Genomic DNA, 12,799 nt, shown 5'->3' with positions numbered 1-12,799 from the left:
ACCACCTCCCTAGGCAGTCTTAAGAGTCAGCTGGGCGAACGACTTGGGCACTGCAAGGCCGCAGTCGATCAGCTCGTAGCCGTCAAAGCAGCGGTTCTGGGTTCCGTCGGGCGCGATATAGGGCATAACGTCGGGGCCGTCGAACACGTTGCCCTTGAACAGGTCGGGGTAGCCGGCGATGATCACACCGTCGGCGATGGAATCGTCGCGCTTGACCAGCTTGCCGAAGATGTGGCCTTCGACGGTCGGGTCGGCATTCTTCTCATCGACGAAATAGGAGCGCCCATTAGCGTCCTCGAGCATGGCGATGTAGTTCCAGATGACGTTGCTGTTCGCGTAGATGATGGCACCCTTGGGCGTGGGAAGGCCGTAGGTGTTGAGCCTGGAGAGCAGGCCAGCGAGGTCGGCCTTCGCGAACTCTCCGGCTTTGGCTGTCTCGATCTTGTTAGTCTTCTCCATGCCGTAGGTCTCGTTGGCCAGGCGCGCATGGGAATGGGTGTTGCATCCAACGGACAGTCGTGCGGCGGTCTCGCTTACGAGATAAGACTGGAAGGATGCGACGGATTGGACGGCCATGCGGCGGCTAATCTTCAGGGTCTTCTTGATCTCGACGCCCTCGAACTTGAGCGTGTCGAACGCGTTCTTCTCGTCGTCGGTCGGTGCCGCGCCCTCGGCGGTCTGCGCGGCGTCGCCAGCATCAATGGACTTGTGGCGGATAATCTCGAACTGATGGGGGAAGTTCTGCTTCGGCATGTCGCCCCACAGAACGGCGGTGTTGTCGATGAGCGAGATAATCTCGTTTTGCAGCTCGACGGGAATGACGGAACCGGTGTTGCTCGTCATGTGGTTGAATGCGTCGCGCTGCTCCATGGCGTGGTTCTGCGCGGCGCGCTCCGCGTCGGTCAGTGCGTAGCCTTCTACCAGCTGGACGCCGGCGCGCTCAGCGACTCCCTTCACCCACGCGCGCTGCTCGGCGGCGGCATAGTCGGTCGTGTCGTATACCGCGCCGGTGGCGAAGTTGTTTGCGGAGCGAGCCAGCGGGACGGAATCGACGCGCTGTGCGGTGCCGTTGTCGATGGCGGCGCGGGCGGCTGCCACTGCGGCGGCGCGGGTCTGGGCGGTCTGGTCGAGCTGCGCACGGATCTGGTTGATCTCGTTGGTGAGCTCTGCCATGCGGGCGGCGTCCTCATCGGACGGGTCGGCGTCATCGCCGTACTTGTCGACGAGTGCCTTGAGCTCTTTCAGCAGATCTTCAAGGTTCATGTTTGTTCCCTTTCTAGTTGGTGGCGATTGCCATTACTGCACGCGCACGGATGAGCGCGTTCCTTCGGCGCGCGTGCTCCCCGCGCGACTTCTCAATCACTCCGTTGAGAAGGTTTCTTGCACTTATTTCGGTGTTTGGGTCAGCCGGTAGGCTCACCGCCGACACGTCATAAATCTTCTTGACCCTCGTGATGGTCGTGGTGTGCGTATCCCTGTCGTACTCGGACGCTCCGATGGTGAACGCCCACGACATACGGGTCACAAGGCCGTTGTCGATTTCCTCAAATCTGTTGCGGGCGGAAAATGACCTTGAGAGGTCAGCCGCGATAAACAGTCCATGCTCATCTGGTTCGACAACCAGAGTGCCGTTTGACAGGCGCGCCAAGACATCGCCGCAGTGGTCGAATTGCATGATGATGTCGCTCATGTCGGTATCTACGAAGGCATCGGGGCTGATGACCTCTCGATACTTAGTGCCGTCAAATGGGTCTTCCCACAAGACATACGGATCGTTGAAGGTCGAAGCGTATCCCTCTACATAGCAGTCGGAATCGATGCGCTTCTCACGGCCTTGGCCTCCATCCACGCTACGCAGCACCATCGCCATTGAACGATACTGGCGCTCATTCGGTTTCGCCGGCATCGGCATCGCCGTCCTTTCCGTCGATTTTTGCGATATTGGCATTTGTCTCGGCCGCCTGCGCCGCCTGCGCCGCCGTGTGCTCGCTGATCAAGTCCAGGTCGATGTACTCGCCGCGAATGACATGGCGGTCACCGCCCTCGTAATGCGGAAGCTGGAACACATCCGCGACCTGATCGCCAGTCATAATTCCACGGTCGTATAGCGATGTACTCACGTTGAGCTTCGTCTGGTTGCTCGCGAACTCAAGTCGGTTCGCGCTGAACATGATTGAGTTTCCGTGCGCGATCTCGTTCGGTGTGAACGTCATGCAGGTGAGCACGTATCCCAGCTGCACGGCGAAGACCTCGGTTCGCCCCTCGTAGAAGGCGTTGTATGTGTCCTCGTCTGCCTTGTTCATGACGATATCTTCGTTGCTGCCGAAGAAACGGTATGCGGCTTTCTCGATTCGCTCCATCTGCGCCGCGTCGACCGTGTAGTTTTGCGGCGTTATCTGCTTCACGTCGTTGTACTTGTTGTCGTACACGGCGATGCCGCCGGCGTTTGCGGTACCGAGTTGCGCGTTGAAATCCTCGCGAGCCTTTTTAAGGTCTTCTGGATTGCGGTTCTGGCTCATCTTTCCGATGAATCGAATGGCAGCGCCCTGCTCGATTGCGGTCTTCTCGGCATCCACCTGCGCGTGCATCAGCTCCAGCGTGGGGCGGAGCACATCGGTGCCGTCTCCGAAAAGATCGCTCTTGAACTGATGCCTTGTCAGTACGCCGACGCGCGACCACTCGATAAGTGTCTGCTCGCCACCGTTGAACGACAGCTTGAGCCAGAGTTGGCCGCCGACATCGTATGCCTCGCACTGCCCCGGCAGAACCGGGTAGTAGCCGACGATGGTGACCATGTCGGCACCGGTAATCGGAACGATGAGGCACGTGTCGCACACATCGAGCATTGTCGAGACGCGGTGCAGGAACTGCGGCGTCGTCATCCAAGGGTTGGGCTTCCATTCAAGCGACCGCGTGGCGGCACCTTGCGCGGTGCCTGAAACCTCCGGCTTGAGCTTGCTCGCATGGTCTGCGTTACGCTCGATGATGCTTCTCGTCAGCTCGGCCTCATAGATGCCGCCGCTCCACGTGCTGAAACGCGGCGCGTACGCCGTGAACGTCTGGAAATACCCGTCGACCGCCTTCATGATCGGATTGTGGAAGACGGCATCGAACATGGAGCGGAACACCGACGTTAGTTTCGCCACGGCTAACCCCCAATCATGCTTTTGAAATCGTCCATCATGTCCTTGAGCACGACGAATGCGTCGCACTCGGCTGCCCACGCATCGATTCGGTTGCGCGGGTCTTGGTTCTTCTTGTCCGGCGCAATGTTGCCGTTCGCGTCGCTTCGCACCGCAACGTTCGAGCGGCACCATTCGGCGATCGGGTTTGAGTTGTCGACGATGCGGTTCTCCTTATAGAGCGCTCGCAGCTCCTTCATGGGCATCGAAAGCGTCTGCGCGCCCTGAATGACCTTCCGGAAGTTGTCCGCGCCGAAATAGCCCTCGTAGGCTTCCACCGTAGGGACGTCTCGCATGTGCCACGGGTCGTAGCCGCATGCGACGGCGTAGATACCGCATCTCTCGCGTATCTCGTCGACCCAATCGAGCACCTCGCGCTTATCGATAATCGGCGTCGCGGATGTTCGCAGCAGGCCGCGCGCTATCCAAGCGTCGTACGGCACGCCGTCACGACCGCCGCGCCGCCCCTCTAACTCCGCCTGCTCCAGCGCGCGGAGCGGAATCCAGGCCATGTGCAACGCGTAGATACGCTCATCGCCCGGCCTCATCATCAGCAGGCATGCCGCCGTGAGGTCGGTCGTGTCCGATGCGTCGACACCGAGCACCGCGTAGGAGAACGACCCGTCTGCCGGGTCGAACGTCTCGTCATTGTGTATCTCAGCCCATGTGAGCCATGCTTGGCTCTGGTTCTCGATAAGGTTGAAGTCTTTAACCAAGAGCGTCGGCAGGAATGTCGGATCGTCCTTGGCCTTGCTCACGTTCTGGCGAAGGCTGTTTAGGCTCTTGATAGTCCCGAGACCGGGATTGGCCTTAATCCATGCGGATTCGTCCTGCCATTCCTCGCGCTCGTCGAGTTCGTAGATGAATGCAATGAAGCGCTCGGCCTTCTCGCCTGTTGCCTGACCGTCCAGCCACTTCACGGCGTATTCGTACTGTGCATCGAAGATGCCGTTGCGCACGAAGCCGTTCGTGGTGATCTCCAGCACCAGCGGTTGCCGGCGCGCGGAGGTGCCCTGAATCGTGAGGTCGTAGAGGTCGCGGTTGCGCATGGCTGCGAGCTCGTCAACGATAGCGCCTGAGATGTCCAAGCCGTCAAGGTGATTCGTGTTGGCGGATAGCGCCTTGATTGACCCCATGTTGAGGTCGCAGTAAAGGTCGCTCACGCGCTTCCGCACGTGCTTTGCCAGCGCAGGCGAGGTCGCTACCATTCGCCAAGCGTTATTAAAGCCCTTCGCCGCCTGATCGTGAGCCGTGGCCACGTTGTAGACTTCCGGTGCGCCCTCATCATCGTTTATAAGCAAGTCGTGCTCTATTGCAGACGCGAGCGCGGTCTTGCCGTTCTTTCGCCCCATAATCCAAAGGACTTCGCGGTATTGGCGCAAGCCCTCGGCATCCACGAAACCGAAGATTACGGAGAGGATGGCCAACTGGAAAAGCTCGAGCTTGAATTTTCGCCCAAGCCTGCCGCTCGGAAGGCGGCAAAACGTTTCGATGAACGTAACATGCTTAGCCGCGAACTCTTCGCGGTAATGGTACGGATAGAGCGGATCGGTGTTATCCAGGTCGCGCAGCACGCGCTCCGCGAGCTGATGCATCTTCTCGCAAGCAGTGATCTCACCGTTGAGGATGCCACCGAAGTAGCTTCGTATCGCCTGCTCGCAGCGACCAGCGCCGCTTCGCTTCTTAGCCGCCGAAGCGCGTTTCATTGAGGTAGTCAATGAGGGCATCGCCTGCGGTGCTGCCGGACGGCATCATGTCGGTGAGCTGCTTGATGCCGCGTGAGAACGTTGTAAACAATTTGTTATAAGCGCTGAAACCCGGATGCTCCCGCAGACCGGATTGACCGCCGCCGTTGTCATATGACGTAAATATGCTCTCATACATCAGCTCGCGTCGGGCTTCGTCAAGCTTGACCTTCAGGAACGCGATGTTCGACATCAGCGGAAGCACGGCGCTTCGCTTCTCGTCTGGTATCGCGTCCTTGGTGAGCCGTTGGAGCTTTTTCAGCTCGCTTTGGTATCGGCTCTCGATAGAAGCGGTGCGCTTCTTCGGGGGACTTTCCGTGGCTTTGAGCAAAAGGACGTTACTTTCGCACACTTTTCGCTTTCCCACAAGACCACCCCCGTTCTGAAACCCGTCACGCGCATAAATCTATCTCCCGGCGTTGGTGCCCTAGGCCACTAGCCTAGGTTTTCGAATGGGGGGATTGCTCGGCGCTCTGACCTGCTGTTTTGTTGTCCATGTTTTGTGAGCAGTTGATTGTGCTCAGTCTGTGTGTTCGCTGTCCAGTGAAATCAAGTTGCCGTCCTCGTCAAAGACCAGCCCTTGCCTTGTGCTGCCCTGCCTTACCCATCCGTGCACCTTCTTGTGGCACAGGTCGCAAAGGCTGACAAGGTTCTTCGGGTCGGTGCTGATGTTCGGATCGTTGATGTTCGCCGGAGTCAGCTCGACGATGTGATGCACCATGACCGCCGGTGTTGCGATGCCCTGTGCCAGACAGTGCTGGCACAGGTAGGCGTCACGCTGTAGAGCCTGCTCGCGGGCGTGCTCCCAGTCCGTCGAATGGTAGAAGCGATACGAGAAGCCCTTAGCCATTGCCGCGCCTTCCCAACAAAAAAGGGACGCGAGCCGGAGCCCGTGTCCCTTTTGCTTACCTAATCCACCGTATCGAACTTTAGCACAAGGCGGGAACTGAAGGGAAGTACCGATTTCAATTTTCTTTCAGCCATGCCATGCCAACTGCGTCGATGTACCTGAACGCGGCGTTGCACAGCTCTCGGCACCACTTCGGTGAGCACTGCATGACGGCTGCCACCTCTGTCCACGGCATGGCCTGACAGTAACCCATGCAGATCGCGTCGGCATATCGGTTGCCCTTCTGCCTTGCGAGACCGCCACGGTTGTTACTGCCATAGAGCACCGCGCACGCTTCATCAATGGCGGCTGAGCTGTCGGCGATGCGTCGCTCGAACCTGCCCTCCAGGTCGATGCGGCCATTGATTGCATCCATAGGGTCGGTGTATCCGCCGCCACCGCCGCCGCTGTAGCTCTGGGCTTTCGCTCCTTCCTTCGCCCTGAGCCTTGCTAGCATTTCCCTCGTGCCCTCGATGGCCTTCACTTCCTCGCGGATGGCTTCGAAATACTCCTTGGCATCCACGCGCTTCGCCTACTCGATACCGGTGGAGCCGAGGCCATCGGTTCCGCGCTCGGTGTCTGTCAGCTCGTCGACCTCGACGAGCTCACACGGCACGAACGGCACGATGACCATCTGGCAGACGCGCGAGCCCTTCGGCAGGTTGACGATATCGCAGCTGAGGTTGATGAGCGGTGCGCTGACCTCGCCTCGATAGCAGCTGTCGATAACGCCCACGCCGTGGCTGAGCGTCACGCCGTGGTTGCTCGCCAGACCGGAGCGCGGGAAGAGCAGGCCGACACAGCCGCTCGGAATCTCGAAGGCGCAGCCGAGTCCGACGATGGCGCGGGCGTTTGGCTCAAGGCGGCAGTCCTCGGTAAGGCACATGTCGAAGCCGGCGTCACCGTCGTGCGCATAGCGCGGCAGCTCCGATCCGTCCATCACCTTCGCGTTCATCTTTCGTCCGTACATCTTTCCTCCTAAAACGGAATGTCTTCGTCGTAAAGTTCAGGTGCGTTGACCTGCGGTTGAGTTGCCTGCTGCGGCTGCTGGGTTTGCGGTTGCCGGTAGCTGGTCATGCCGATGATGTTCTCGACGATGACCTCCAGCTTGCGGTGGCGCTTTCCGTCAGCTTCCCAGACGGCCATGCGCAGGTGCCCGGTGATTGCGATACGTGCGCCCTTGTGCAGGTAGCCGTTTGCTTGCAGGGCTTCCCCGCGCTTGCCGAACAGCGTGCAGTCGACCCAGCTCGTCTCGTCCTCGTAGCTGCCGTCTTGTGTTCGGCGGCGGCGGTTGACGGCGAGTGAGAATGACGTGATGGGCGTGCCGCCCTTGGTGTAGCGCACCTCGGCATCGTTACCGAGGTTGCCGCTCAGCGTGCAGGTGTTCAGGCTCTCGGCGCTCATGCGGCACCACCGCTCACGATAGCGAGCGCGATAAGCGCGAAGAGCATCGCCACGGTCGCGATTGCCGGAAAGAGCAGCGAGAACGCGCCGCCGGTGAACAGCATCACGGTCGCTTCGATGATGCAGAACGACACGAAGAGAATCACGACGAGCAGCACGCACATGAGGACGGTGAAGACCAGCGACAAGACCCTCTTCACCTTGTGCGGTCGATTCTTAGGCATCGTCATCACCAGCCAGAATCGACAGAAGCCTTGCACGCTGCGTGGTTCCAAGCCCCTTGACCTTGCGGCCTTGTGCGATGCGGAGTTCGTTCATGAGCTGGCGCGATCTGACTTCGCCATACCCAGGCAGCGAAGTGAGCAGCGAGTAGACGCGCATGCCGTATGCGGCCTGATATCCGCTGTCAGCCAACTTGAAGAACTGCTCAACGGTCATCGAGCCGTCTTTCAGCTTCTGCTTATACTCGGCACGCTCGAGCCTGATCTGCATCCCCTTATCGAGGGCTGCGCGCCTTTGCTTGGTAGTCAATTTAGGTACCATTTTTGGTTGCTCCTGATTCTTACTTGAAATACGGTGGTTATCCTTTGCCAAACCGCTGGTTTTGCGGTCTGACCTTCCTTTTTCGTGACGATGCGCAAATGGTCGAAGTAGAGCCGTTTACACATCGTTTACAGTCCCTCCGCGAAGCTCATCCGTGAACTTGTCGAACACCTCGGCGGCTCTCTGGTCGCGTCCGGGCATCGCGTGGGCGTAGAGTTTGAGCGTCGTGGCTTCGTTCGCGTGCCCGAAGCGTTCGGCGATGTCCTTGAGGTTCGCGCCGTTGGCGAGAAGCCATGTCGCGTGCGTATGTCTAAGGCTGTGGAAGGTGCATCCCTTCGGCAGCCCTAGACGGTCGCGCAGGCGGCTGAAAGCCTTTGAGACGGTCGTGGGACGCATGAAGAAGCCGTCAAAGGACACCAACGGCATGTTCGGTGTGAAAACGTCCGTAAAGCCGTCCTGAAGCTCGATAAAGCCGAAGATCGTCTCAAGCTCACGCTCCGTCATGGATACGTTGCGGCTCTTGCGGCCCTTGGTCACGTCCACGCGCTCGACGCCGCCGCCGTCAAGCTCGACGATCTTGCCGCAGACGTGGAGGTATCCCATGCGCTTCGACACGTCCCTCCTGCGCATCGCGCAGACCTCGCCGACGCGCATCCCGGTGTGCAGCGCAAGCCATGCGGCGAAGGCGTACGCAGCTTCCCTCATGCTCTTTTCCGTGGGCTCGTCTGGATGCAGCGCGGTCGTTATCGCTTCGTCCAGACCCGGGTAATCCCACTCGTCGAGCGCAACGGCCTCGTGCTTGTCCTCGTGCGGCGGCTCGACGTAGAAGAGCGGGTTGGTCTCGCAGACACCGGACTTGACCCAGTGGTTGTATGCGCCGCGAAGGAAGAAATGCACGCTGCGCACCGTGTTTCGCGACAGACCCTGACCGCGTTTATCCTTCGGCAGCAGCAGGCGCGTCTCGAAGTCGTTGAACTCCATCACGCCGAGGTCGAGCACCGATTTACCCTTGAGATACCTGCCCACATAGCTTCGCGTGAACAGTTTCCAGCGCTTCACCGTGTAAGGACTCACGCCCTTGGCGCGGCGCTCGTCGATGTAGGCGTACAGCAAATCGGCGATAACGACGCTCTGCACCTTGCCACCGGCGGAGATATCGGAGAGCCAGCGGTTCGCCAATTCCTGTGCCTGGGCGCGGGTCGCTGCTTCGGGAAAGCTGCGGCGCGGCCTGATCTGCTTGCCCTCCGGAGTCGTACCAAGATAGGGCTGCGCGTACCAAACGCCCTTGGCATCGCGCTTGACCTCGATGCCCATCACCTGCACCTGCCGGTGCGCTTCAGATAGGCGACGTTCCTGCGCGACCGCTTGAGCGCCTTTGTATACCGGCGCTGCCATTTAGGGTCGCTATACTTCACGCAACGCTTCTCGAACTTGACCCATTCCCTATGCGCACGGCTCAACGCGCGTGAAACCTCATAGAAGAAGTTTCCCTTTCCACGCAAAGCGGATGTGAAAGCATCACCAAAGTCCTTAATGATTCGGTTGACGGCATGGCCTGGACTCTCAATCATCTTTCTCGCCCTTCTCGTCGATAACCTCGATGGCGTCAGACACGATGTCAGACCACATGACCATGTCTTCGTAGCTGACCATCACGTTGCTGCGACCGCGCCGCTCGCACGTCAGGATGCGCCGGCTCATGTCCTGTGAGACCGTGCAGAGGTTATCCAGGACGTGATACTTCCCGTACTTACTCATCGCCGTCATCCCCCACGATCTTCACCGACACGCCGCTCACGCCAAACGCGCGAATCAGGAAGAGCAGCGAGGTCGTGAACCGCTTGGCCGCTTCCTCGACATCGGCAGTCTTGACGTTGGGCTTTTTGTCCCCGAGTTCAAAGTTGAGCTTCACGGTTGTCATTGCCCATCACCCTCAATCGCGCGGATCACGTTGTCGATGCACTCGCGTGCCTTCTTGAGGTCTTCGATGCCGTTCTTTTCACGCCAGCGCCAGAGGTACTTGAACGCGCAGCCCTGCATGTAGGAGGCGTATGCTTCGGTGCCAAGCATCGACTCCATTGCCGTCTTGCACTCGATGCCCGTGTGTCCCGCGTAATGCGAAGGCTTGGTCACAGGGTCGAACTCAGTATCGACCGTCGAGGTCATCTTCTCGGCAACCTGCGAAGCGCTGAGCTCAACAGGCTCGGTCAGATCGCCGACTCGCTTGACGTATGCTGCCATTTCCTATCGACCTTCCTCTGTGTCGGCGGATTCAAAATCAGCTGGCCTAAAACTCCTTGTCCACGGCTCGGGTTCGATATATGAGCCGCACTTCACGCAAAACCTATGCTCGGGATGATACCTCTCGACCTCGCGACCACACACGCTGCAACGCATGGTGCAGTGGTCAGTTCTGACATAGCGGCACGTCTTCCGTTCCGCGAGGTCTGCGACCCTTCGCATCGTTCCGCGCCAGGACGAGTCTTCCGCTTTGCAGATTTCAGCCAGGCGCTTCTGAAAGCTCATGCCGGCAAGGCAGTCATTTGCAGTACGCCTGAGCGCGGATACAATCTTCTGGCGATCTTCCTCTACACTCATTCCTTTCCATCCCTTCTGTTCCAGTTCTTAATCGCTTCGTCTTTCGTTCTGCCGATTTCACCCTGACTGTCACAGGCTTTACAGGCGCATATCCACCCAAAACCAGATTCGAAGTGGTAAGTGCTACCGCTATACGCCCGTGCTTTGCCACCGCAGAATGGGCAAGGCTTCAGTTTCATTCCGCCACCTCCTTATCAAGCCATGGATGCGGGAACAGAACCCTTGCGCGGCATCCAGGGCAGTATTTCAATTCGATTGGCTTGTACGGGTATTCAGACTCAAACCAGCTGCCTGCGCCATCCCAGTCGAACTTCAGCTCTTCCCCGCATTCAGAGCACGTGAAACAGCCGCAATCATCAGAAGGCTTCTCAATCCGCAAGCACTGGTTTTCGTCGTCCCAACGGGTTTCGAATTCCTCCGGGATGAACTCGCACTCTTTGTCGGGCACGTACAGCCTTCCATCGCACTCGATGATGTCGGGCTCGCCCTGCGGTTGGAGCAGGCGCAAGACTTTGACTTGATGATCATTTGCGGCGGCAAGCAGCTTATCGACGCTAATCATTTCGCATCGCCCTCAATGACTTCGCCGGTGTCATCCACTCGTCGACCCACCGACAGAAGCCAGAGACAAACGGCCTAGAGTTCATCGAATCGGCCCAGCCGCAAAAGCCGATGAACCCATCTTCATTGAATGAGATCGCCTCACGCCCGTTGAAATACGACCCATCGCAGAATAGGAAGGCTTCTCTGATACCACCAGCGTCACCCGCATGAATAATCGGTCGCGTTTTTCGGTAATGGGAAACGGAAAGCTCCGGAACGGTCACCTCGCCAATTGCACGAAATGCGGCAATCTCGATTGAGATATAGCCCTCAAGAGCTGTGATGTCGCACGGTGTGATGTCTCGATACGTAACGTAATCGTTGAAGTGCCGGCGTGCGTAATTGCGGTCACTCCTATCGGTCTGCTCGTTGCCTCTAGCCAAGTCGAATATGCTTAGCTTTTTGAATGGTTCCTTCGTCGATGAGGTCATAGCGCATCCCCTCCTTAACATCCCTTTTGACTGCCCTGCACTTCCAGCAGGCGCTACGGTTTTTGATGAAATAGTCGAGCGGTCGGTCGATACCGCAATAAGGGCATCGCTTGACCCTGATCTTGTTGATGTAGCTACCAAACGGCATTTGCATCACCGTCCATTTGTTGAAAACTATTACGAATGTTGAAAACCTGTTGAAAGGCTGTTGAGAACTCAAGTTTCATAAGCGCGAAAACTCGAAAATCAGGCGCGAAATTAAAGGGCGATAAAGAAAGAAGCAAAGAAAGTAAGACTTCCTTGTTACATAACGCCACAAGCAAGTTGCGGGTTTTTGGCTTTGGGTTTGGGTCTTTAGACCCAAACCCAAAAACCCGCCCTGTATTGTTATGTACTGTATTGTTAGGGTTTAGCCAATCTAAAACCGATGGTTTAGCGACGCTTTCATGCTCCATTGTCCAATTCACCGCCTTTGACCTGCTATTCCGTTGGCTCTGTTTTGTTCTTCTTCGGCCTGCCGCCCTTGGCTCCGTTCGCCCTTTGCATGCCGAAATAAAGAGCGTTTTTTTGCATTCGCGCACTCTCGATGCGGCCTTTTCCATCCCGGTTTAGCAAGCCGATCTCCAGCAGGCAGCTGATGAAATCGCGGCAGTCCTCGACGCTCGACATATCGTCGAAGGCACCAGCCTTGCGCATCCCGATTTGCTCCGCGAGAATCAGCCAGTCCTCGTCTGTCTCGACCGGCAATGAGTGCGTCGTGGTGTTCGCCAGAATCTCGCAGATGCGCCAGAACGCCCCGTATCCGGCGTTGCCGTAGCGGAACAGCAGCCTTTGGCACTTCTGGTCTTGCGCGGAGTTTGAGTCGTGCTGGAACCATGCCATAGGCTCCTGGGCTTTGTCGCGCACGTCCTTGGTAATCATTCCTCTTCACATCCATCATCGATAGACAGGCCATCGCACGTGCCGCGCTGCCACCAGCCGTCCCACAGGCAGTGGCCGCACTCGCGGCAGTTAGTCCAAACGACAGACCCGCGAAACGTGCATTTGCTCTTGGGCTTTGCGCCGTCCTCGTCGAGTACGCCGCACTCGTAGTCGCACCGATACGGCTCCGGCATGGGCGGATCGTCGAACAGGCTCGGCTGGCTAGAGGTCGCGGGCATAGATATCGGCGGCGAGCAAGATGATTGACATGTGCCCCTCGTCGGCATCGCAGATCTCGCAGGTGCCGGCGATGATGGTCGCGGCATAGGCCAGGGTCGCGCACATAACGGCCGAGGCGAGACGCTCGTCAAGCTCGACAGTCTCGTCGGTCTCAGCGTTCTTCAGCTCGATCTTCCCTTTGTTCTTGGTGGCATATCGGGTGATGTCCTCGAAATGCTCGACCACCTGCAACGTCGTTGTCAT

Annotated in this window: 21 protein-coding genes; all 21 read right to left on the bottom strand. The window is 58.2% G+C overall.

Annotation, left to right across the window (positions count from 1 at the left end; translation table 11 throughout):
- Nucleotides 1-9 precede the first annotated feature (9 nt).
- Complete coding sequence (locus AAAX75_RS08070; RefSeq protein WP_349091801.1) at nucleotides 10-1,263, bottom strand: phage major capsid protein; 1,254 nt, start codon at nucleotides 1,261-1,263, stop codon at nucleotides 10-12.
- A 13-nt stretch (nucleotides 1,264-1,276) separates the two neighbouring features.
- Nucleotides 1,277-1,906, bottom strand: a complete 630-nt coding sequence (locus AAAX75_RS08065) for an HK97 family phage prohead protease (protein WP_349091800.1) — start codon at nucleotides 1,904-1,906, stop codon at nucleotides 1,277-1,279.
- Nucleotides 1,887-3,146: a phage portal protein gene (locus AAAX75_RS08060; RefSeq protein ID WP_349091799.1), complete on the bottom strand. Its 1,260-nt coding sequence runs from the start codon at nucleotides 3,144-3,146 to the stop codon at nucleotides 1,887-1,889. The genes AAAX75_RS08065 and AAAX75_RS08060 overlap by 20 nt, the downstream gene beginning before the upstream one ends.
- A gap of 2 nt (nucleotides 3,147-3,148) precedes the next feature.
- Complete coding sequence (locus AAAX75_RS08055; protein ID WP_349091797.1) at nucleotides 3,149-4,888, bottom strand: terminase TerL endonuclease subunit; 1,740 nt, start codon at nucleotides 4,886-4,888, stop codon at nucleotides 3,149-3,151.
- A complete protein-coding gene (locus AAAX75_RS08050; protein ID WP_349091795.1) occupies nucleotides 4,866-5,294 on the bottom strand; it encodes a hypothetical protein in 429 nt (142 codons plus the stop codon). The genes AAAX75_RS08055 and AAAX75_RS08050 overlap by 23 nt, the downstream gene beginning before the upstream one ends.
- Before the next feature lie 153 nt (nucleotides 5,295-5,447).
- A complete protein-coding gene (locus AAAX75_RS08045) occupies nucleotides 5,448-5,777 on the bottom strand; it encodes an HNH endonuclease (protein ID WP_349091793.1) in 330 nt (109 codons plus the stop codon).
- A 115-nt stretch (nucleotides 5,778-5,892) separates the two neighbouring features.
- Complete coding sequence (locus AAAX75_RS08040) at nucleotides 5,893-6,339, bottom strand: hypothetical protein (protein WP_349091791.1); 447 nt, start codon at nucleotides 6,337-6,339, stop codon at nucleotides 5,893-5,895.
- 9 nt (nucleotides 6,340-6,348) lie between these two features.
- Nucleotides 6,349-6,786 (bottom strand): dUTP diphosphatase, encoded by a 438-nt coding sequence (gene dut, locus AAAX75_RS08035; protein ID WP_349091789.1) that lies wholly within the window; start codon nucleotides 6,784-6,786, stop codon nucleotides 6,349-6,351.
- 8 nt (nucleotides 6,787-6,794) lie between these two features.
- Nucleotides 6,795-7,220, bottom strand: coding sequence for a single-stranded DNA-binding protein (locus AAAX75_RS08030; protein WP_349091787.1), 426 nt, complete (start codon nucleotides 7,218-7,220; stop codon nucleotides 6,795-6,797).
- On the bottom strand, nucleotides 7,217-7,444 hold the full coding sequence (locus AAAX75_RS08025) for a hypothetical protein (protein WP_349091785.1): 228 nt from the start codon (nucleotides 7,442-7,444) through the stop codon (nucleotides 7,217-7,219). The genes AAAX75_RS08030 and AAAX75_RS08025 overlap by 4 nt, the downstream gene beginning before the upstream one ends.
- A complete protein-coding gene (mihF, locus tag AAAX75_RS08020; protein WP_349091783.1) occupies nucleotides 7,437-7,814 on the bottom strand; it encodes an integration host factor, actinobacterial type in 378 nt (125 codons plus the stop codon). Before mihF ends, AAAX75_RS08025 begins: the two co-directional genes overlap by 8 nt.
- A gap of 66 nt (nucleotides 7,815-7,880) precedes the next feature.
- Nucleotides 7,881-9,158 (bottom strand): site-specific integrase, encoded by a 1,278-nt coding sequence (locus AAAX75_RS08015; RefSeq protein ID WP_349091781.1) that lies wholly within the window; start codon nucleotides 9,156-9,158, stop codon nucleotides 7,881-7,883.
- Nucleotides 9,159-9,326: 168 nt separating this feature from the next.
- Nucleotides 9,327-9,521, bottom strand: coding sequence for a hypothetical protein (locus tag AAAX75_RS08010; protein WP_349091779.1), 195 nt, complete (start codon nucleotides 9,519-9,521; stop codon nucleotides 9,327-9,329).
- The gene (locus tag AAAX75_RS08005) at nucleotides 9,514-9,684 is read right to left on the bottom strand and encodes a hypothetical protein (RefSeq protein ID WP_349091776.1); all 171 of its coding nucleotides are present in this window, start codon (nucleotides 9,682-9,684) and stop codon (nucleotides 9,514-9,516) included. Before AAAX75_RS08005 ends, AAAX75_RS08010 begins: the two co-directional genes overlap by 8 nt.
- Complete coding sequence (locus AAAX75_RS08000; protein WP_349091774.1) at nucleotides 9,681-10,004, bottom strand: DUF3310 domain-containing protein; 324 nt, start codon at nucleotides 10,002-10,004, stop codon at nucleotides 9,681-9,683. The genes AAAX75_RS08005 and AAAX75_RS08000 overlap by 4 nt, the downstream gene beginning before the upstream one ends.
- A gap of 532 nt (nucleotides 10,005-10,536) precedes the next feature.
- Nucleotides 10,537-10,923 (bottom strand): hypothetical protein, encoded by a 387-nt coding sequence (locus AAAX75_RS07995; protein WP_349091772.1) that lies wholly within the window; start codon nucleotides 10,921-10,923, stop codon nucleotides 10,537-10,539.
- Nucleotides 10,916-11,395 carry a hypothetical protein gene (locus tag AAAX75_RS07990; RefSeq protein WP_349091770.1) on the bottom strand — a complete coding sequence of 160 codons (480 nt, stop codon included), beginning with the start codon at nucleotides 11,393-11,395 and terminating at the stop codon, nucleotides 10,916-10,918. Before AAAX75_RS07990 ends, AAAX75_RS07995 begins: the two co-directional genes overlap by 8 nt.
- A gap of 134 nt (nucleotides 11,396-11,529) precedes the next feature.
- The gene (locus AAAX75_RS07985) at nucleotides 11,530-11,850 is read right to left on the bottom strand and encodes a hypothetical protein (protein WP_349091768.1); all 321 of its coding nucleotides are present in this window, start codon (nucleotides 11,848-11,850) and stop codon (nucleotides 11,530-11,532) included.
- A 25-nt stretch (nucleotides 11,851-11,875) separates the two neighbouring features.
- Complete coding sequence (locus tag AAAX75_RS07980; RefSeq protein WP_349091766.1) at nucleotides 11,876-12,316, bottom strand: Lin1244/Lin1753 domain-containing protein; 441 nt, start codon at nucleotides 12,314-12,316, stop codon at nucleotides 11,876-11,878.
- A complete protein-coding gene (locus AAAX75_RS07975; protein WP_349091764.1) occupies nucleotides 12,313-12,555 on the bottom strand; it encodes a hypothetical protein in 243 nt (80 codons plus the stop codon). Before AAAX75_RS07975 ends, AAAX75_RS07980 begins: the two co-directional genes overlap by 4 nt.
- Nucleotides 12,539-12,799: a hypothetical protein gene (locus tag AAAX75_RS07970; protein ID WP_349091762.1), complete on the bottom strand. Its 261-nt coding sequence runs from the start codon at nucleotides 12,797-12,799 to the stop codon at nucleotides 12,539-12,541. The genes AAAX75_RS07975 and AAAX75_RS07970 overlap by 17 nt, the downstream gene beginning before the upstream one ends.

The organism is Collinsella sp. CLA-ER-H7, from assembly GCF_040092345.1.
Lineage (GTDB): Bacteria > Actinomycetota > Coriobacteriia > Coriobacteriales > Coriobacteriaceae > Collinsella.
This window is presented reverse-complemented; position numbering and strand designations above follow the sequence as displayed.

What these genes read in the sequence shown, in the direction of transcription:
- AAAX75_RS08070 (WP_349091801.1), bottom strand. Translation starts at nt 1,263, where the DNA reads ATGAACCTTGAAGATCTGCTGAAAGAGCTCAAGGCACTCGTCGACAAG.
- AAAX75_RS08065 (WP_349091800.1), bottom strand. Translation starts at nt 1,906, where the DNA reads ATGCCGGCGAAACCGAATGAGCGCCAGTATCGTTCAATGGCGATGGTG.
- AAAX75_RS08055 (WP_349091797.1), bottom strand. Translation starts at nt 4,888, where the DNA reads ATGAAACGCGCTTCGGCGGCTAAGAAGCGAAGCGGCGCTGGTCGCTGC.
- AAAX75_RS08045 (WP_349091793.1), bottom strand. Translation starts at nt 5,777, where the DNA reads ATGGCTAAGGGCTTCTCGTATCGCTTCTACCATTCGACGGACTGGGAG.
- dut (WP_349091789.1), bottom strand. Translation starts at nt 6,786, where the DNA reads ATGTACGGACGAAAGATGAACGCGAAGGTGATGGACGGATCGGAGCTG.
- AAAX75_RS08030 (WP_349091787.1), bottom strand. Translation starts at nt 7,220, where the DNA reads ATGAGCGCCGAGAGCCTGAACACCTGCACGCTGAGCGGCAACCTCGGT.
- AAAX75_RS08025 (WP_349091785.1), bottom strand. Translation starts at nt 7,444, where the DNA reads ATGCCTAAGAATCGACCGCACAAGGTGAAGAGGGTCTTGTCGCTGGTC.
- AAAX75_RS08015 (WP_349091781.1), bottom strand. Translation starts at nt 9,158, where the DNA reads ATGGCAGCGCCGGTATACAAAGGCGCTCAAGCGGTCGCGCAGGAACGT.
- AAAX75_RS08010 (WP_349091779.1), bottom strand. Translation starts at nt 9,521, where the DNA reads ATGAGTAAGTACGGGAAGTATCACGTCCTGGATAACCTCTGCACGGTC.
- AAAX75_RS08005 (WP_349091776.1), bottom strand. Translation starts at nt 9,684, where the DNA reads ATGACAACCGTGAAGCTCAACTTTGAACTCGGGGACAAAAAGCCCAAC.
- AAAX75_RS08000 (WP_349091774.1), bottom strand. Translation starts at nt 10,004, where the DNA reads ATGGCAGCATACGTCAAGCGAGTCGGCGATCTGACCGAGCCTGTTGAG.
- AAAX75_RS07995 (WP_349091772.1), bottom strand. Translation starts at nt 10,923, where the DNA reads ATGATTAGCGTCGATAAGCTGCTTGCCGCCGCAAATGATCATCAAGTC.
- AAAX75_RS07990 (WP_349091770.1), bottom strand. Translation starts at nt 11,395, where the DNA reads ATGACCTCATCGACGAAGGAACCATTCAAAAAGCTAAGCATATTCGAC.
- AAAX75_RS07985 (WP_349091768.1), bottom strand. Translation starts at nt 11,850, where the DNA reads ATGGAGCATGAAAGCGTCGCTAAACCATCGGTTTTAGATTGGCTAAAC.
- AAAX75_RS07980 (WP_349091766.1), bottom strand. Translation starts at nt 12,316, where the DNA reads ATGATTACCAAGGACGTGCGCGACAAAGCCCAGGAGCCTATGGCATGG.
- AAAX75_RS07975 (WP_349091764.1), bottom strand. Translation starts at nt 12,555, where the DNA reads ATGCCCGCGACCTCTAGCCAGCCGAGCCTGTTCGACGATCCGCCCATG.
- AAAX75_RS07970 (WP_349091762.1), bottom strand. Translation starts at nt 12,799, where the DNA reads ATGACAACGACGTTGCAGGTGGTCGAGCATTTCGAGGACATCACCCGA.